At 67.0% G+C, this 18,285-nt stretch carries 17 protein-coding genes; 6 read left to right on the forward strand and 11 right to left on the reverse strand.

What is annotated here, in order from left to right:
- Positions 1-108 precede the first annotated feature (108 nt).
- From GT590_RS06955 to GT590_RS06975, 5 genes are all read left to right on the forward strand, one after another.
- Entirely contained in the window at positions 109-1,011 is a 903-nt protein-coding gene (locus GT590_RS06955) for a LysR family transcriptional regulator (protein WP_035576897.1), read from the forward strand.
- Between the two features lie 155 nt (positions 1,012-1,166).
- Entirely contained in the window at positions 1,167-1,709 is a 543-nt protein-coding gene (locus GT590_RS06960) for a flavodoxin family protein (RefSeq protein WP_009304679.1), read from the forward strand.
- Positions 1,710-1,868: 159 nt separating this feature from the next.
- A complete protein-coding gene (locus GT590_RS06965) occupies positions 1,869-2,258 on the forward strand; it encodes a MerR family transcriptional regulator (protein ID WP_009304680.1) in 390 nt (129 codons plus the stop codon).
- A 615-nt stretch (positions 2,259-2,873) separates the two neighbouring features.
- Complete coding sequence (locus GT590_RS06970) at positions 2,874-4,127, forward strand: MFS transporter (RefSeq protein ID WP_009304681.1); 1,254 nt, start codon at positions 2,874-2,876, stop codon at positions 4,125-4,127.
- Positions 4,128-4,529: 402 nt separating this feature from the next.
- The gene (locus GT590_RS06975) at positions 4,530-5,774 is read left to right on the forward strand and encodes a DEAD/DEAH box helicase (protein WP_157003536.1); all 1,245 of its coding nucleotides are present in this window, start codon (positions 4,530-4,532) and stop codon (positions 5,772-5,774) included.
- 9 nt (positions 5,775-5,783) lie between these two features.
- Here the strand turns inward: GT590_RS06975 and GT590_RS06980 are convergent, their stop codons facing one another.
- From GT590_RS06980 to GT590_RS07010, 8 genes are all read right to left on the reverse strand, one after another.
- Positions 5,784-6,065 (reverse strand): hypothetical protein, encoded by a 282-nt coding sequence (locus tag GT590_RS06980; RefSeq protein ID WP_009304683.1) that lies wholly within the window; start codon positions 6,063-6,065, stop codon positions 5,784-5,786.
- 173 nt (positions 6,066-6,238) lie between these two features.
- On the reverse strand, positions 6,239-8,587 hold the full coding sequence (locus tag GT590_RS06985) for a cation-translocating P-type ATPase (protein WP_009304684.1): 2,349 nt from the start codon (positions 8,585-8,587) through the stop codon (positions 6,239-6,241).
- 48 nt (positions 8,588-8,635) lie between these two features.
- On the reverse strand, positions 8,636-9,328 hold the full coding sequence (locus tag GT590_RS06990; protein WP_009608364.1) for a pentapeptide repeat-containing protein: 693 nt from the start codon (positions 9,326-9,328) through the stop codon (positions 8,636-8,638).
- 77 nt (positions 9,329-9,405) lie between these two features.
- Positions 9,406-9,546 (reverse strand): hypothetical protein, encoded by a 141-nt coding sequence (locus GT590_RS14305; protein ID WP_156788358.1) that lies wholly within the window; start codon positions 9,544-9,546, stop codon positions 9,406-9,408.
- Between the two features lie 67 nt (positions 9,547-9,613).
- Positions 9,614-10,054, reverse strand: coding sequence for a GNAT family N-acetyltransferase (locus GT590_RS06995; protein ID WP_009304686.1), 441 nt, complete (start codon positions 10,052-10,054; stop codon positions 9,614-9,616).
- Positions 10,055-10,367: 313 nt separating this feature from the next.
- On the reverse strand, positions 10,368-10,679 hold the full coding sequence (locus tag GT590_RS07000; RefSeq protein ID WP_009304687.1) for a hypothetical protein: 312 nt from the start codon (positions 10,677-10,679) through the stop codon (positions 10,368-10,370).
- A 354-nt stretch (positions 10,680-11,033) separates the two neighbouring features.
- Entirely contained in the window at positions 11,034-12,380 is a 1,347-nt protein-coding gene (locus GT590_RS07005; protein WP_114554600.1) for a DNA polymerase IV, read from the reverse strand.
- Between the two features lie 204 nt (positions 12,381-12,584).
- Positions 12,585-13,292, reverse strand: a complete 708-nt coding sequence (locus GT590_RS07010) for a B3/4 domain-containing protein (RefSeq protein WP_086414694.1) — start codon at positions 13,290-13,292, stop codon at positions 12,585-12,587.
- 111 nt (positions 13,293-13,403) lie between these two features.
- Between GT590_RS07010 and GT590_RS07015 the strand changes: the two genes are divergently transcribed.
- Positions 13,404-14,387 (forward strand): EamA family transporter, encoded by a 984-nt coding sequence (locus GT590_RS07015; RefSeq protein WP_086414695.1) that lies wholly within the window; start codon positions 13,404-13,406, stop codon positions 14,385-14,387.
- 133 nt (positions 14,388-14,520) lie between these two features.
- On the opposite strand, the gene GT590_RS07020 is transcribed toward GT590_RS07015, so the two are convergent.
- The 3 genes from GT590_RS07020 to GT590_RS07030 are packed head-to-tail and all read right to left on the reverse strand — an operon-like array spanning position 14,521 to position 17,856.
- Positions 14,521-16,029 (reverse strand): hypothetical protein, encoded by a 1,509-nt coding sequence (locus GT590_RS07020; RefSeq protein WP_114516564.1) that lies wholly within the window; start codon positions 16,027-16,029, stop codon positions 14,521-14,523.
- Positions 16,022-16,741 (reverse strand): ABC transporter ATP-binding protein, encoded by a 720-nt coding sequence (locus tag GT590_RS07025; protein WP_009304692.1) that lies wholly within the window; start codon positions 16,739-16,741, stop codon positions 16,022-16,024. The genes GT590_RS07020 and GT590_RS07025 overlap by 8 nt, the downstream gene beginning before the upstream one ends.
- Positions 16,738-17,856 (reverse strand): helix-turn-helix transcriptional regulator, encoded by a 1,119-nt coding sequence (locus GT590_RS07030; protein WP_114516565.1) that lies wholly within the window; start codon positions 17,854-17,856, stop codon positions 16,738-16,740. Before GT590_RS07030 ends, GT590_RS07025 begins: the two co-directional genes overlap by 4 nt.
- Positions 17,857-18,285 lie beyond the last annotated feature (429 nt).

Genomic DNA, 18,285 nt, shown 5'->3' on the forward strand with positions numbered 1-18,285 from the left:
TCTGCTGCCGATACTAAAACCGGCGAGGCGCTATGAAAAATGCCTATAATGAATTGTTCTTCATACCGGTTTTGTATAGCTTTGTTGAACGAGCGACAGGAGGGCGTCGTGGAACTGAGGACCTTGGAGTACTTCCTGGCCGTCGCGCGCGAGGGCAACATCTCGAACGCGGCGAAAGCCCTGCACATCACCCAGCCGACGCTCTCGCGCCAGCTGTCGTCGCTCGAGAAGGAGTTCGGGCGCGAGCTGTACACGCGCGGCCCCAAGGGCATCGAGCTGACCGATCAAGGATCCATCCTGTGCCGCTACGCGGAGTCCATCGTGGAGCTGGCGCGCAAGGCCGAGGAGGACATGCTGCCCTCCGAGCGATCGATCGGCGGCACCGTCCACATCGGAGCGGGCGAATCCCAGGCGATGACGCTCATCGCGCAGGCCATGGACGAGGTGCGGCGCACCTACCCCGCCGTCGATTTCGCCATCCACAGCGGCACCACCGCGGAGCTGAAAGACGGGCTGGTGCGCGGGTTCTACGACGTGATGTTGGAATGCGAGATGCGCGAGCACGCCAAGATGAACGCCATGCACCTGCCGGTGACCGACGTATGGGGCGCGCTTGCGCTGCGCGACAGCGCCGTGGGGCGGCTCGAGGGCATCTCGCCTGCCGACCTGGCGGGACAAGGCATCATCGCCTCGCGCCAGGCGCTTGCGGGAACGCTGCGCGACTGGGCGGGCGACGCGCTGGATCGGATGGACGTGGTCGCCACGTTCAACCTGCCTCTGAACGGCCGCTACCTCGTGCGCCAGGGCATGGGCTGCATGCTCACCTACGAGGGCCTGTTCGACGCGAGCGAGAGCAGCGACCTTCGCTTCGTTCCCTTCGCCCCGCGCTTCGAGGCTCACCAGGGCCTCGTCTGGCGGTCCTCCATGCCCAACAAGCAGACGCGGGCCTTCCTCGACGCCATGGAACGCGTATGCGCGAGGCATGCGGAAGACGACGCAGGCATCTCGTAGACCGTACGCAACCGTATCGGCGTTTCCCGCCTTCTTCGCTCCCACCCCCTCCTCGCGTCGCCATGAAACCTCCATTTGACTTGGAGCCTGCTCCAAGGGGCACACTGGAACGCGACAAGACGATCGACGCATCGCATACGACGAGAGGAAACCCCATGGGAAAGAGCGTCCTGGTGGTATCGGCCAGCCTGCGCCCGACCAGCAACTCGCACGCCCTCGCGCTCGCGTTCGCCGAAGGGGCGCGCGAGGCGGGCCACGACGTGGAAACGGTCAGCCTACGCGGCAAGCGCATCGAGTTTTGCCGCGGGTGTTTGGCTTGCCAAGCCGGCGCCGCATGCCCGCTGAAAGACGATGCGGCCGCCATCGTGGAGCGCATCGTCGCGGCCGACGCCATCGCGTTCGCCACGCCCATCTACTTCTTCGAGATGGCCGGTCAGATGAAGACCCTGCTCGACCGCAGCAACCCGGCCTATGCCGCCGATCCTGCGTTTCGCGACGTGTACCTGTTGGCCACGGCGGCCGACGAGGACGCCCATGCGTTCGACGGGGCGACGAAGGGACTGCAAGGCTGGGTCGACTGCTTCGAGCAGGCACGCCTCGTGGGCGTGGTGACCGCCACGGGAGTCGATGCGCCGGGCGCCATCGAGAAGCGCCTGCACGAAGTCAACCGCGCACGCCTCATGGGATGCGGGGTTTAGACGGCGCACGGCCGCCGGCCAACTCAAGGGCTGCTTGAGGTTCTTCATGCCTCCCAAGCATGGTGAACCTTTCAATATAAGCATTGCTATCGGTTGAGCAGCGCGGTATGTTGACAGCAGGATGAACGGACTTCCCCACGACCTGCTAGGAGGCGTGCTATGCAAATCGCCGAAGTCGCGAAACGCTACGGAATCTCGGTCGACACCATTCGCTACTACGAGCGCATCGGGCTCGTCCCCCACGTCACCCGGCTGCCCAACGGCATCCGCGACTTCACCGAATACGACTGCGGCTGGGTGGAGTTCATCCGCTGCATGCGCGAATCGGGCGTACAGATCGAGGCGCTCGTGGAGTACGTGGCGCTGTTCCAGGAAGGCGAGCACACCGCCGCCGCCCGCCTTGAGATTCTGGAAGAGCAGCGCGCGAAACTGGTCGCGAAGCTCGAGGAGATGCAGGCCACCGCGAAGCGTCTCGACGCCAAGATCGCCAGCTACCGGCCGGGCGGCGAATGCTCGGACGGCGGCGACGAATGGCTGCGCAAGGAATAGCCCGCTCTTTTCCTCGCACCCTCTTCCCAACGCGAAAGGAGCGCCCCTTCCCGGCGCTCCTTTCAACGCGTCAGGGAAGGCAGTGGATACGACGCATGCGGCCCCTCCCCACATGCTATATCCCGTCCCCTTGACGCCTCTCGCACACCTCGCACACCCCCGGACCGTCATGGCATTTATATATGATTAAAATCATCATGGACAAAAAGGGCTAGTATTCGGTAGTTTTTTACAGAGTTTTGCGGGCTTCAAAAGGTCTTGGTTACAAAAACGCCTGGTAGAGAGTGCATCCGGATTTACACGACTCATTAAAAGTGCAGATTCGCGCATGTTTTTGTCCATGACTTTATTACTTATATAACGATATGGGAGGACAAGCAGCAAGAAAAGCGGCCCGCGATCGACTAACGCTTGACGAACCTTTTTCAAGTCGGGCTCTCTTGCGTCAAGGCCAGAAAGCACCCGCATGCCAAAGGTTCCGCAGCGGCCTCAGCTTCCCCATGCTTTTCAGGCATGAAGATGCTTTCATTATAAGCATTGGCTATTCGCCTATCTCGGCGGTACGGTAGAGGAGGAAAACAAGCACTGTTCGCACTACCTTTGCTGGAGGCTGCCATGGACACCGAAAACCGCACAAGCCGCAAGCGCAACGCGTTCGCAACCGCGTTGCTGACGACCCTCGCGTTCGCGCTCGGGTTCGCCGAGTTCGTGCTGATAGGCATCACGCCCGACGTGGCCGAAGGGCTGGGCGAGCCGCTCACGCTCATCGGCGATCTCGTGGGCTACTACGCGCTGGCCTGCGCCGTCGCCACGCCCATCGTAGCGCTCGCCACGGCGCGCGCCGACCGCTTCAAGGTGATGGCGGCGCTGCTGGTGGTGTTCAACGCCGGAAACCTGCTCACCCTGTTCGCCGACGGCTATGCGCTGCTGCTCGTCTCGCGCGTGCTGCCCGCCGTCACGTCCGGCACGCTTCTGGCCCTCGCGCTCACCTACGTGCCAGACATCGTCGAGCCGAAGCGCGTGGCCGCCGTGCTGGGGCTCGTGCTGGCGGGCTTCTCGGTGTCGAGCGTCGTCGGCGTGCCCATCGGAGCGGCGCTGGCCGACCTGTTCGACTGGAAGGCCGCCTACGCGTGCGTGTTCGCGCTGGGCTTGGCGGTGAGCGCCGTCCTGCTGCCGACGCTCCCCCGCACCCCCGCGCACGCGGAAGGCGCAGCTCCCACCCTCCGCTCGCAGCTGCGCCTGCTCGCCGACGGCCGCGTGCTGACCAACATCGCCATGATCCTCGCCGGCGCGGCGTCCACCTACGTGTTCTACACCTACCTCGCCCCCATCCTCGCCGACGTCGTCGGACTCGACGCCGCGGGCACGAGCCTCGTGCTGCTGCTGTTCGGCGCCGCATGCGTGGGCTCGAACCTGCTATCGGGCTGGGTGGCCGGCCGCTTCGGGCTGCGCGCGCTGCCCGTCGCCTTCGCCGCGCACGCGGCGCTTTTGGCCCTGCTGGCCGTAAGCCTGCCCGCGGGCGTCGTCAGCATCGCGAACATCCTCGCGGTGGGGCTGCTCATGTACGTGATGAACTCCACCGTGCAGATGCTGTTCCAGGACATCGCGCGCGCCGACTACCCCAGCGCGCTCACGTTCTCGGCGTCGCTGCATCCCATGTCGTTCAACGCGGGCATCGCGCTGGGTTCGTTCGCGGGCGGGCTCGTGGTGAACGCGGGCGGGCTTCTGGCCACCGGCCCTGCGGGCGCGCTGTTCGCCCTGGCCGCCGCCGCGTTGGCGCTGGCGCTCGTGCGCATGACCGCGCGTCGCAGCGTCGAAAGCGCCGCCGAGGCCGCTCGCACTGCGGCAACCGCCCGCGAGCCGAGGTAGCCAGGGCCCTTTCCCGCCGGCAAACGCTGCGAAAAGGTTCCCTGTTGCACGATGCTCCATCCCGCTCGATGCCTGCGGACAACACGGCGAAGGCCTGTTCATGCACGCTTTTGTCAACCATTTCTTGGCATTTGAGGCTATTTTGGTTGACAAAAGCGTGCATGAGCGAGAAAAACCCGCATCCCCTCGAAAACTAGCAAGCCCAGGCGCACTCCCCCCCCTGCCCGTCGCGTCGGCAATGCCTCGGGTTACGGGGTATTCGCGCGGAACCTCCCGCAAACGCGCATGATAGGCTATCATAGACGCAGGTGATCGGTGCGCACCCACATCCGCGCCGCACGCGATGCGAGCCGCCGGCGCGGCGCGTCGCGCGAATCCCGCAATGATGCTTGGAGATACGCTTTGAGTTCGACGTTTCAAGACCTCGGCCTGTCCGAGACGACCCTTTCCGCCGTCGAGCGGATGGGCTTCACCGCCCCCACCCCCGTGCAGGAGCAAGCGATCCCGTTGGTCCTCGAAGGTCGCGATGTCGTGGCCGCCGCGACCACCGGCACCGGCAAGACGGCCGCGTTCGCGCTGCCCCTGTTCGAGCGCATCGGCCGCGCCAAGCGCCCGGGATCGCCGCGGGCGCTCGTCGTGAGCCCCACGCGCGAGCTGGCCCAGCAAATCGACGCCGCTTGCACGCAGCTGGCGAAAGCGTCGAACCGCCGCATGCTCACCGTGATGGGCGGCACGAAGTACAAGGGGCAGATCGCGAAGCTCGACCGCGGCATCGACGTCCTCGTGGCCACGCCCGGCAGGCTGTACGACCTCATGGAACGCGGCGTCGTCAAGCTGCGCGACGTGGAGGTGCTCGTGCTGGACGAGGCCGACCGCATGCTGGACATGGGTTTCTGGCCTACCATGAAGAAGGTCGTGGCCGCCACGCCCTCTTCGCGCCAGACGCTGCTGTTCTCGGCAACGCTCGACCGCAAGGTCATGCAGAGCGTGTCCTCCATCTTGAAGGATCCCGCGTTCGTCGAGGTGTCCCACAAAGGCGAGACCGCCGACACCATCGACCAGTTCATGATCCCCGTCGGCCCGATGAAGAAGCCCGAGCTGCTGCGCCTCGTGCTCCAGCAGCGCGGCAGCAAGCGCGTCATCGTGTTCACCGACACGAAGACGCGCGCCGAGATATGCACCGGCCAGCTGAAGCGTGCAGGCTTCCGCGCGGACTCCATCCATTCCGATAAGACGCAGGTGCAGCGCAAGCGGGCGCTCGAGGGCTTCAGCAAAGGTGCCATCGACGTCCTCGTTGCCACCGACGTGCTGGCCCGCGGAATCGACGTGTCGAACATCGAGTACGTGGTGAATTACGATCTGCCCGAGAGCCCCGAGGACTACGTGCACCGCATCGGCCGCACAGGCCGCGCCGGCGAGACCGGCTACGCCATCTCGTTCGTCAGCCCCGAGGCGAAGGCGCAACTGCTCGATATCGAGAAGCTGCTGGGCGAGCGCATCCCCACGCTGGACATCGACGGCTACGACGCGACGGAGGCGGAGAAGGCGCTCGCAAGCCAGTTCGTACCCAAGGCGACGGTGGGCAGCGCGGCGTTCTCGCGCTCCCTGCGCCGCAACGGCGCAAGCGGCTTCGGCCGCAGGCGCTAGCAAACGTTGCTAGCGGGGGTATTCCCTTTGCGGGCGGCGAGGGGATTGCGGCGCTTCGGGGTCGTGGGTTTCGGGCAGGTACGCCTCGTGCGTGATCACCGGGAATAGGTCGGCGGGGTCGGTCGCGACCTCGCGCCCTAAAACCCTCCCGAGCTCCTCGGCGAACGCATCGGTTCCGAGATCGCGCGGACTCGCCACCACCACCTCGTCCACCAATGCCGGAAGCGGCACTTCGCACGCCAGAGACGCTGCCGCCGTCGCCGCGATGACCTTGCTGACGTTGCCGTTCATAGATCCTCCGATCCACGGGGAGGCGAGCCGGCTTGCCGGCCGCCGCAAGGCGATCATAGCAAACGACCGCATCCGCCACAAGCGCGGCGCCGTCCGAGAGAGCACGCGCCGCCCGCCCGCAGCCCGCGAAGCGCCGGCCCCGCAGGACGATCGGAAAGCCAGCAGCCGCTTTTCTACACCATGTTCGCGAGACGCTTGGCATGCCAGGCGTCGAAGATGCCGAACAGCACGTGGAACAGGCCCGTCACGCCAATGGCGAGGACGGTGAACAGCACGGTCATGCCGAAGGTGAACGGCTCGATGCCGAACAGGCCGTGCAGCACCGTGGCTCCGAGCACCGTGCCGCCCACCACCACGACCAGCAGCGCCGCGCGGATGGGCGTGAACGGGATGGACAGACGCACGATCAGAAGCGCGCCGATCCAGGCCGTCAGCAGCACGCACAGCGTGGACACGTGCTCGTAATCGAGGTGCAGCACGTTGTAGCCCACCGTGTTCACAATGAGGATGGTGAGCACCGCGCAGATGGCGCCGGGGATGGACTTCACGATGACGTTCTCCAAAAAGCGCCCCTTGATGCGGTCCTTGTTGGGCTCGAGCGCCAGCACGAACGACGGCAGCCCGATGGTGAACGCGCTGATCAGCGTCATCTGGATAGGTTGGAACGGATACTGCCACGGCAGCAGGATGAACAGCACGGCCAGCGTCATGGACAGCAGCGTCTTCACGAGGAACAGCGACGCCGAGCGCTGCAGGTTGTTGATGGAGCGCCGCCCCTCGGCCACCACCTTCGGCATGGCCGCGAAGTCGTTGTCCACGAGCACGAGCTGCGCCACGTTGCGCGCCGCGTCCGAACCGGCCGCCATGGCCACGCTGCAATCGGCCTGCTTGAGCGCCAGCGTGTCGTTCACGCCGTCGCCCGTCATGGCCACGATGTGGCCCTTCTCCTGGAGGGCCACGACGAACGCCTTCTTCTGCTCGGGCTTCACGCGGCCGAACACGCTGTAGCGCTCGATGGCCTCGGCGATGGCCGCGTCGTCGGCCAGCGTGGTCGCGTCCACGTACGCCTCGGCCCTTGGCACGCCCACCTGAGACGCGATGCCCGACACCGTGCGCGGATCGTCTCCCGAGATCACCTTGAGGTCGACGCCCTGCTCCTTGAAGTAGCCGATGGTCTGCGCGGCCGTCGCGCGGATCTGGTCGTGGATGGCCACGAATCCCAGCGGTTCGGGCCTCCCCGCCAGATCGCCGTCCTCGGTGAAGCCCTCCACGCGCGCCAGCAACAGCACGCGCGCGTCGGCGGCCAGCCGTTCCTGCTGCTCGGCCACTTCGACGAACGCATCGCCCAGAATGAACTGGCCGGCGCCCATGACGTAGCTCTCCCCGTTCGCAAACGTCGCGCCCGACCACTTCTTGTCGGACGAGAACGGGACGGTTCGGACGGGCCGCAGCGAGCCGACGCCGCTTCGCGCATAGTGCTCGACGATGGCAAGCGCCGTGTCGTTCGGATCATCGTCCGCACGGGCGATGGAGGCGAACGCCGCGTCCACCGCGTCCTGCCCGACGCCCTTCACCGGACACACTGCCTCCACCTCCATCTTGCCTGTGGTGATGGTGCCCGTCTTGTCGAGGCACAGCGTGTCCACACGTGCCAGCGTCTCGATGCAGTACAGCTGCTGCACGAGCACCTTCGACTTCGCCAAACGCACCACGGCCACGGCCAGCACCGTGGACGTGAGCAGGATGAGCCCCTCGGGGATCATGCCCACGAGCGCCGACACCGTGGATAGGATGGCGCCGTTGGTCTCGACGCCGCCGAGGAAGTGCTGGCGCGCGAACAGCAACGCGCCCAGCGGGAAGATGACGAAGCTGACGAACCGGATGATGCGGTTCAGGCTGTTCATGATCTCGGAGTTCACGGCCTTGTGCTGCTTGGCCTCGGCGCTGATCTTCGCCGCGTAGTTCTCGGCGCCCACGTGCACCACGCGCGCCAGGACGATGCCCGCGTTCACGAACGAGCCGCTCATCAGCTCGTCGCCCGGGCGCTTCTTCACCAGCTTGCTCTCGCCGGTGAGCAGGCTCTCGTTCACGTCGCACGTGCCCGATACCACCTCGGCGTCGGCGGGGATCTGGTCGCCACGCCCCAGTTCGATGACGTCGTCGCGCACCAACTGGTCGAGCGGCAGCTCCGTCCGCGCGCCGTCGCGCAGCACGGTGGCTTTCGAGCTGGCCACGATGGACAGACGGTCAGTGGTGCGCTTCGAGCGAATCTCCTGCACGATGCCGATAGCCGTGTTGCACACGATGACCACCATGAACAGCATGTTCTTGTACGAACCGGTGACCAGCACGAACACGGCCAGGATCACATTGATGGCGTTGAACAGCGTGAGCGTGTTCTCGCGCACGATCTGGCGAACGGAGCGCGTGTGCACGCCGGCATCCACGTTCACCTCGCCGCGGGCAACCCGCTCCTCTACCTCTGCCGCGCTCAGCCCGCGCGGTTGCACCTGTTCGTCCATGCTTCGAAACTCCTCACGTTGCGCGGGCGCCCGGCGCCGCGCGATTCGCTAGTCTTTGACGTTTACGCCCAGTCGGCGCGCGATGCCGGCAGCCTGGAACAGGTCCATCGAGCAGCCGCGCAGCTCCTCCATCGTATCCGACAGCACGATATCGGCCAATCGACACGAGGATAAATCCACACCGTTCAAGCTCGCACGGAAGAAGCTAGTGCCCGCGAAGCGCACGTCGTCGAATTCGACGCGGCGCTGTCGCAGCTCGGCCAAGTCAGCGCCGGAAAAGTCGGTGGATCTCACGCTCACGTCTTCCAGCTTCCCCTTCGCGACGGACGCGTAGGCGAACGAGGAATCGCGCACCTCCACGCGCGACAGCACCGCCTCCAGCAGGTCGGCGCCCGTGAACTTGCACGACGAGAACGTGCAGCGCGTGAAATTCGCCTGGGAGAACGTGGAATTTGAGAAATCGCAGTTCGAGAACGCCACGTCGGACGCCATGGCCCGGTCGAAATCGCAGCCGACGAACGAGCACCCTTCCACGCGGGACTCGGTCAGCTCGACGAGGGAGAAGTCGGCCCCCTCGGCCGCGTCCCCGCGCACGAGAACATGGGACACGCGCAGGTCGCCGCCGTTGTCGCGCTCGATCCAGCCGGCGAGGTCGTCCACCTCCGTCAGCTCGCCCGGAATGTCGGGACGGGCCGGACGAGGCGGCCGGGTATCGGCAGATCGGCGTGCGGACTCGGTCATGCGGGGTTCCTTTCTTCGCACGACCAGTATACCGAAGCGCCCGTGAGCTCGCCTCCGCGTCTGCGAGCCTCCACCGTTTATCGAATCAACGCCGCCACGACGGCCATCGCCGCGGCGAACAGACCCACCGCGGCCAGCGGAACGGCCCCCGCCACGTAGGCACGCCGCGGTTCCAAGCGGTAGTACAGCAGGTAGCACGCGAGGCTGGTCAGCAGCACGGCCACCGCAAGCGCTCCCAGCGCGATGGCGGATGCCGTCGCGATCGCGCGCCTCCTCTTCGCCGGCTCAGACCAGGCGCATGTGCAGCAACGGGAACGGACGGCCGGCGTCGTCGACGGGCGAGCGGCCCGCCACGACGAACCCTTCGTGCTCGTAGAACCCGACGGCCTGGGGGTTCTGCTCGTTCACGTCGAGCGTGCGCACGCGCGCATGCTCCACGGCATGCGCCAACAGCGCGCGCCCGACACCGCGCCCACGCGCCTCCGGCGCGACGAACAGCATCTCCAGCTTGCCGTCCTGCGACCCCGCGAACCCGCACGGCGCACCGCCGTCGTACGCCACCGTCAACCGCTCGACGCCCGCGATGCCCGACTCCGCCTCGGGGCGCAGCCCCACGATATCGTCCTCGGCGAGGAAGTCGTGCGTGGCGCGCACCGAGCGCTCCCACACGTCCACCAGTGCGGCCACCAGCTCGGACGAGCGCTCGCCCGGCGTTTCGATATGCATGCTCGCTCCTTTCCCAGCCCTCTGACGATTCCATTCTACGCGACCAGGGCGCAGCGGCGCCACCCGCCTCCAAGTTCGATGCGGCGAAAATCGCGATCGAGAGGTAAAAACGAGGCGGTCTGGTAATCCCACCATTTCGATTTCATTTTCTGATGAAACGTCCGACCTGGGCAAACGCGCGAAGGCGGAACTCGTCGACCGTTGAAGCGACGGTTCGGGCCCCGCCAGGATTACCAAACCGATCGATTTTTACCGCAGGAGACCGGATTTCGCCTCACCCGCCGCCGAAGTGGCCCGCTGAACCGGCGAACCCTCAGTCCGCACCCCAGGCGCACGCCCCGCCGTCGAGAAGCGGGTCGAGCGGCTCGTACACGATCTCCTCCACGAACCAGCGGGGCTCCTCGTGGAACAGGAACGTATGCGCATGGCCCACCAGCACGTCGTAGCGCACGCCCTCGCCGCCCACCTTGAGCGACGTGCACCGCCGCACGCCCAGCACGGCGCGCACGGGGAAGCGCCGTCCGTCATGCCAAATTACGGCGCGCGGCACGATGCGCCCATCTTCGAGGAACGTCGCTTCCACCTCCACATACCGCTTCCGCCGCGCCGCTATGCCCTGCACCATGCCCCCGCTCCCCTCTCCATCCTGCCGATCCGCGCTCTTCGCCCGACGCTTCGTCGGCGGCCGGCCCGATTGGGCGCAAATTGAGAGCCCTGACAATCTCACGACCGAAAACCGTCGCACGGCCTCCCCGCCGCCCGAGAAACGCCTGACGGGCGAAAACGAGTCGCCCGCTCGATGTCGACGAGCCCTTGAAAAACTGCCAGGGCTCCCCTTTTGCTCCCGCTTCGGCCCGTCGCGCGTCGAAGGGGCCGCAGGTCGTCATCCTGAGCGGAAGCCGCAGACCTCTTCGCTTGCCCAGGATGACGGGCAGGGCACGGCCTCCGCGCAGGAGGACGACCCGCCCCTCGCCCCCCTTCAGTCGTAGAAGTAGCCCACGGGATGCACGACGTTCTCCTTCTTGATGTCCAGCCCCAGCAGGCTCTCGTCCAGCAGCTCCGCGCCGCGCTGGATGCAGGTGTTGCCGAAGCGGCGGCGCAGGTCGTCGATCGTCTCGTCCAAGTCCTCCAACATGCGCCGGCGCGCGTCGAAGGCCAGCTCCAGCTGCTGCGGCGCATCGCACGGCTCGAGGTTCGAGGCGCGCACGTGCAACCCGCGCAAAGGGTGCTCGCCGTCCAGCGGCTCGTTGGCCGCGAGCAGCCCCCAGGCCGTGCGCGCCACGATGCCGGTCACGTTCGTGGCGCGGCGCAGCGTGGTCTGGCGCGAGTAGCTGGCCAGGTCGCGCGCGCTGCGCACGCCGATGGACACCGTGGACGCGCGGAAGCGCGCCTCACGCAACCGCTGTGCCACGGACTCGGACAAGAGGTAGACGAGCGCCTTCGCGTCGGACGCGCTCACGATGTCGTGCGGCGCGGTCAGGCCGTTGCCGAAGCTCTTCACCGTGCGGTCCACCTCGTTTCTGGCCTGGTCGTAGGGCTTCACAGGCGTCGCATCCTCGCCCCGCGCGAACGCGCGCAGCACGAGCCCGATCTTGCCCAGGCGGCGGCGCAGCAGCTCGGGCGAGGCGCACGCCAGCTCGCCGATGCGGTCGATCCCCGACGAGTGCAGCTTGGCGCGCGTGGCGGCGCCGACGTACAGAAGCTCGCTCACCGGAGCTTCCCACACCCGGCATCGGTAGTTCTGCGGCGTGATGAACGTGATGGCGTCGGGTTTGCGGAAGTCGCTGCCGAACTTCGCGAATATCTTGTTCCACGACACGCCGACGGACACCGTGCAGCCCAGCTCGGCCTTGATGCGGCCGCTGATCTCGGCGGCCGTGCGCGCCGGGTCACCGCCCAGAAGCGGCAGCGAGCCGGTGAGGTCGAGCCACGCCTCGTCGAGGCCGAACGGCTCCACGAGGTCGGTGTACTGGTAGTAGATGCGCCGCGCCATGGCCGAGTACGCCTGGTACACCTCGTAGCGCGGCGGCACCACCACGAGCCCCGGGCACTTCGCGCGCGCCTCCCACAGCGCCTCGCCCGTCTTGACGCCCGCCGCTTTCGCCTGCGCGCTCTTCGCCAGCACGATGCCGTGGCGCAGCTCCTCGTGCCCGCCCACCACGAGCGGCACGCCCCGCAGCTCCGGCCGCTCGGCCTGCTCGACGCTCGCGTAGAACGCGTTCATGTCGGAATGGAAGATCACCCGGCGCTCGCCGGCGCCTTCGGGCGAGCCGATCATGCGCCCGCCGAACGTCTCGGGAACCCGCACCTCTCCTGTCGCCGCCATAGCTCCTCGCCGCCTTCCGCACCGCGTCTCGATCTCTTTGGAGAACGAATGTTCGCACACTGAAGCGCGGCGCACAAGCGAACAGACCATGGAGTTTCAGCGACGAGATATACCTATTGATCAGGTGATATATAAGCGTGCAGCCCTACGGTCGCACCGGAAAGGCGGCAGAACCGCAGGGTTGCACGGAAGCGACGAGCGCGCTTACGACAGGGCGATCGCCGGGCTGTCCTTCGTCACGATATGGGATTCCATCTCGCCGCCGAGGGCCGCCTGGGTGCGGGCCGCAAGATCGTCGAGGGCCGCTGCGAGGTCGTCGTGGCGCGCCGGGTCGACGGATTCCAGGATGAGGAACGCGTTCGTCGTGCTCTCGGTGAGCATGGTGCGCACGCCGTCGCGCCAGTTCCAGCAACGGCACACCGCGCCGGCGTCGTCGAGGTAGCACACCTCGCCCGGCAGCGTCTCGGAATCGGCCTCGTCGCCCAGCGCGCGGAACGCGTCGCCGCCCTGCGTCACCGTGAGGCGCAGGTCGCCGGCGAACGTGTCGATGTCCTCGCCGCCGCACGGCAGCGCGTACGTCAGCGACACGGTATTGTAGATGTCCACGAGCGGATTGATGGAGCCCACTTCTCGGCCGCCGCTCGCGCGCTTCAGAAGCGCCTCGATGGACGAGCGCGCGCCCTTCTTCGTCTTGAACTGCTGGAACGCCTCGCGCCACACCGCCACTGCGGGGTTCTTGCTGATGGTGGGATCGGGCACGTGGGCGAGCGCCGCTTTGTTCGCCTCGGCCAGCGCCGCCTTCACGTCCTCGCTCGACTCGTGCGCGTTGTCGATGCCCCGAGCCACCACGATGCCGATCTCCGCCTGGGGGAACAGCTCCCAAAACGCCGGTTCGATTGCAAACGATGCCATGATTCGCTCTCCTTCGTCTTCCCTGCTCCTTCTAGTCCGCGTTTCATTGTACCCGACGACGTGCGAGGCATCGAGCATTTGAAAGGTCTCGCCGTACGTTAGAATGGCCTCATGGAAAAGAACACCTTGAGATACTCCGGTATCGTATTCTTGGCCGGAGCCAGCTACGGCGCCCAAGCGACCACGGTGAAGATAACGTACGCCGCAGGCTTCACCTGGACCCAGGTGGTAGCGAGCCAGGCATTGTTCGCAGCGCTTTTGTTCGCAGTCGCGCTGCTCGTGCAGCGAGCGCGCGGCAAGCGTCTGGTCCCGCTTTCCCTCAAACAGACGATAGCTCTTTTGGCTCTGGGACTGAACACGTGCATCGGCACCGTGCTGTACAACTACGCGCTCACCCTGCTGCCTGTTTCGGTAGCCATCACGCTGCTTTTCCAGTTCACCTGGATGGGCATCGTCGTCCAGCTGGTGGTCATGCGCAGACGCCCGCGTGCGGCCGAGGCGGCAGCGGCGGCTGTTATCCTGGGCGGAACGCTCATGGCCAGCGGCATGTTCTCCGAATCGGTGGGCGCTCTTGACCCCGTCGGCATCGCATGCGGGCTGCTCTCGGCCGTCAGCTGCACCTTCTTCATGTTCTTCTCGAGCCGCGTCGGGCGCGGCATGCCGTCCGTTCAGCGCGGGCTCGTCGTGTGCCTGGGCGCGTGCGCGCTGGGCTTCGCGCTGTGCCCCGACTACTTCGCAAGCGGCGTTCTGCAGGACGGCATCTGGAAGTTCGGCCTCGTTCTGGGACTATGCGCGCTGTTCGTGCCGGTAGCGCTGTTCGGCATCGCCACGCCGCACCTGACACCGGGGCTGGCTGCCATCATGGCATCCTCCGAGCTTCCCTGCGGCATCGCCCTGTCGGCGCTCGTGCTGGGCGAGCCGGTTGAAGGGCTCCAGGTCGCCGGCGTCGTTGCCATCCTGGCCGGCATCGTGATCTCGCAGCTGCCCCACTTAGGGCGCAGGTCGGACATCGGCGAAGGGCGAGGCGCCGGGTGCCGCGCCCGGCGCCTCGCGGCGGCCGCGCGGCGCGTTGGGCGAGAAGCGCCCCGCCGCTGATCGCGCTCGACGACCTCGGCGCGCGCGAACGGCTCGGAGGGTCGTCGTCGGCCGAACTCGAGCTCGCAGCGCGCCGCCGCTCGCCTGCGCTTGGGGGGTCGTATACGGAATCCCATCTAGGACGGGGACGCGCTCAGCGCACGCATTCCGAACCGAAGCGCACGACGAGGGCAACCGCCGCGGCAAAGAGCGCCATACCCATCGCCGCGACGGCCGCCGACGCGAACAGCGAAAGCGCGAATCCCACGCCCACCAGCGCAAGCGCGCCGTACTCGTAGCACAAACGCGGGCCGCCCGGGAACAGACGCACGGCATCGAGGCCGCAGCAGAGCAGCGATGCGGCGCCGACCAGCACCGCAAGCGCAAGCGCGAGAGGAAGCGACGTGCCGCCGGGAAGCGTCGCGGCCACGGCGCCGCACGCGAGCAAGGTCGTGGCGGCGAACGCGGGCAGCGTGTCGAATGCCAGCAGTTCGAGCACGCCGAACGGCAGACGGTCGCGCACGAGGCGATTGCGCGCGTCGTCCCGAAACGCCCGCGTGGCCTCGCGCACGCCCTGCGGCATGAGAACGGCCACCGGAAGCCAGAACACGAACAGCACGGGGCCGCCCGCGCCGAGGAGCGCGAGCACCCCGAGCGGCACGACGAACGCCCCTTGCATCACGAGGCTCGCAAGGCCGTCGTACTGGCGCGCATGCGACAGCGCGGCGCGCTGCACGAGGGCGAGGCGGCCCTCCCCGCGCGGCAGGGAGAACCGCACGGGACGGTCGGCCAGCTTGCGGCGACGCTGGTATTCGGCGATGTCGTTGCGGTCGAGGGGCGACAGCATGCCGAACCGGCAGAGATCGGCATGCAGGGAGTTCTCGTCGATAACGCGCGTCATATCCACGCGCGGCGCAAGCAGGGCGAGGGCGATCGCCGCGACGGCGAGGACGAGGAATCCGCCCACGGAAAGAACCGCGAACGTCGCAGGAGCCAACAGCGCATCGGCGCCCGCAGCCAGCGCGACGCCGCACCAGGAAACGGCAAACGCCACGAGAACGAATGCGGCCGCAGCCGTGTGCCATCCGCTCCAGCCATCGCTTGCCAGCCGGACGAAACCTACGACCCAGCCGAGCGCAACCGCAGCCGCAGCCAGCGCCGCACCTGCGAGCGCCACCGCGGCCGGCGCGCCCGCGAGTACGGACGCGCTCTCCAACCCCACGCCCAGCAGAAACCCTAGCGCCGCCCCGGCAGCCGCGCCTGCGAAAGCTTGCACTCCGGCCGACACGCCCGCGAGCGCCCGCGCGCTCACCGCGCTGGCCGCCAGATAGGCTATGTCGGGATGCGACAGCTTCAACGGCGTCGTGCGCGCGCCCGCGATGCCGACGCGCAGCAGGACGAGCGCCACCGCGAGCAGCGCCCCCTGAACCGCGAGCGAGCATACGGCGGCGGCGAGGCCGACGAAGACCCCCTGGATCGCATCGACGAGCGCTGCGGCCATGAGCGCGGCCCACACGAGCATGATGCCCACCGCGTACAGCTGGTAAGCGCGCTCTCCCCAGCCGCCGTCGTCGACGCCGGCGCCCACGAGGTGCAAGGTTCGGTTCAGAGCCGAGCGCGCATGGCGCGCTCTCAGCCACAGCAGCAGGCGAACGTCATGCATCGTCGCCTCCGAAGCTCGCGCCGAACGCGTTCCGCACCATGCGTCCTTCGCCTCCGTCACGCGCATCGAGCACGGCGAGGCGGCCGTCTTCCAGACGCAGCAGCGCGTCCGGCCGCAGGTTGGGCACGTCATGATGGCAACTGGCCAGCACGGCCGCGCCGGCGCTGCGCGCTTCCTCGATAAGCCCGCTCAACACCCCGGAGGCGTCCGGGTCGAGCGGCCCGTACGGTTCGTCGAGCAGCAGCAAGCGCGGCGCGCGGGCGAAGGCCAGCACGAGCGCCAGTTTCTGACGCATGCCGCGCGAGTATGCCGAGGGCAGCTGGTCGCGATGGCCGTCGAGGCCGAAGAGAGCCATGAGCCGCTCCGACGGGTCGTCGTCGGCGCTCATACGGTTCGCCTGCCGCACGAAGCGGATATGCTCGCCCGCTGTAAGGTCGTCGTAGAACGAGGGGACGTCGGGCACGAAGGCCAGCAGGCTTCGCTGCGCGCGATCCGCGCCGTCGAAGCGCCTTCCGCACAGCTCCACCCGCCCCTCGGCAGGCGCGTCCCAGCCGGCCAGGCAGCGCAGAAGCGTCGACTTACCCGCCCCGTTCGGCCCGGTGAGAAACGCGACCTCGCCCGCCCGCAACGAAAGCGACGCGCCGGCGAACACTTCCGTCTTGCCATAGCGATAGGCCAAGTCCTCCACATACAGCACGTCCGCTTCGCTCATAGGGCCTCCAGTCGGTCGAACAGCGGCTTGAAACGCGAATCGCCGGCACGTTCGGCCCAGACGGGCTGCGCTGCCACCATCTGCGCGCACTGCCGCCTGAAGTCGATCGCGCCGAACCGGGTTTCCGCGATATGCTCCTGGCCGGGATCGACGCTCCAAAGCTCGGGCGCCCGATCGTACAGCGCGCTCTGGTTCCGGCCGTACACCAGCGTGCGCGCGTCAAGCTCCTCCAGCAAAGACGTAAAGCGCTCGAGATAGCTCGCGGCTCGATCCTCGTCGCCCGCCTGCAAACACGCGGAAGATGCGTTCGTGCAGAACGTGAGCACCGTCATCGGGCTCTGGTTCTGCAAATCGAACCCGGAAAGCACGCCTTCGCCGGCCCGCAGGAGCGCCTCCAGGTGCTCGGCGTCGTCGGCGTACAGCGGGATCTGCGCCGAGACGCAGCTTATGGCGTTCATCACGCACCAGCCCATCGATTCCTGGAACAGCTTCAAGCCGGCGTCAAGGTCGCCTCTCTGCTGGTACATGCTGGCCAGCATGAGATCGATGTTCGCCGCCGTCCTGTCGGGCTTGAGGCTTTCGAACAGGGCGATGCATCCGTCCAAGTCACCCTGCACGCTCATGACGGAAGCGCGCATCATCCGCGCGGCGCGCACAAGCTCCACATCGTCGGCATGCCGCTCGACGCGCTCGAACAGCTCTGCGGCGCGTGCGGCCAAAGCTTCGGCGCGGTCGGGGTCGAGGGTTGCGCGCTGCACGTAGAGCATGCCCATCTGCTGCAGCGCGGGCCAGCAGGAGTAGTGCGAACGGACGAGGTCCTCGGCGTTCGCGAAAGCGGCTTCGGGATCTTCGTCGAACTGCGCGAGCAGCCTCAGGTAGGCGTCTTGCAGATCGTCGCCCACCAGCTGCGGCCGATAGTCGAACAGCTCGTCCAGCGTGAGGTCGAAGTAGGCGGCGATGCGCGGCAGCAGAGCCACGTCGGGCATGCTTTGCTCCAGCTCCCACTTCGACACGGCCGCCTTCGTCACGCCCAGGTGCGCGGCCAGCTCGCCTTGCGTCACCTGCGCCGCACGGCGCTCGCGCGCGATGGCGGCTCCCAAGTTAATGTCGTGCATGCAAGGCTCCTTCTCCCGCTCGGCGCGCCCTGCCCTACAGTATGGGGAACGCGAGCGGTTGACGCAAGCGAGCATCGGTTGACTTTCCCGGGCGCGCGTCAACCGAGCGAGTGCGAAAGACCCTCCTCCGAGCCTTGTCCCCGCCCTCGGCCCTCGGCGCCCGATCGGAAGAATCCGTTCTCCCGGCTCGTGCACGGTTTCGAACGAAATGTTGCGTTTTCGCGAGAGCTGAAGATGCGCGGAGCGACACGGCAAACGCGACCTGGGGAAACGTTCGCAACCGGAAGAATGCGGAAGGCACGCGAAAGGAAGCTTACGGCGTTTCGTAGAAAACCGTGCACGGAAGGTCGAGCCCGCCGACTAGCCGAGCGCCAGCGCGCCCGAGCATCCAGCAGCGCACGCGATGGCGAAAAAGCATCGAATTCGGAA

This window comes from Eggerthella sp. BIOML-A1 (genome assembly GCF_009875595.1).
In the GTDB taxonomy this organism is placed as follows: domain Bacteria; phylum Actinomycetota; class Coriobacteriia; order Coriobacteriales; family Eggerthellaceae; genus Eggerthella; species Eggerthella lenta.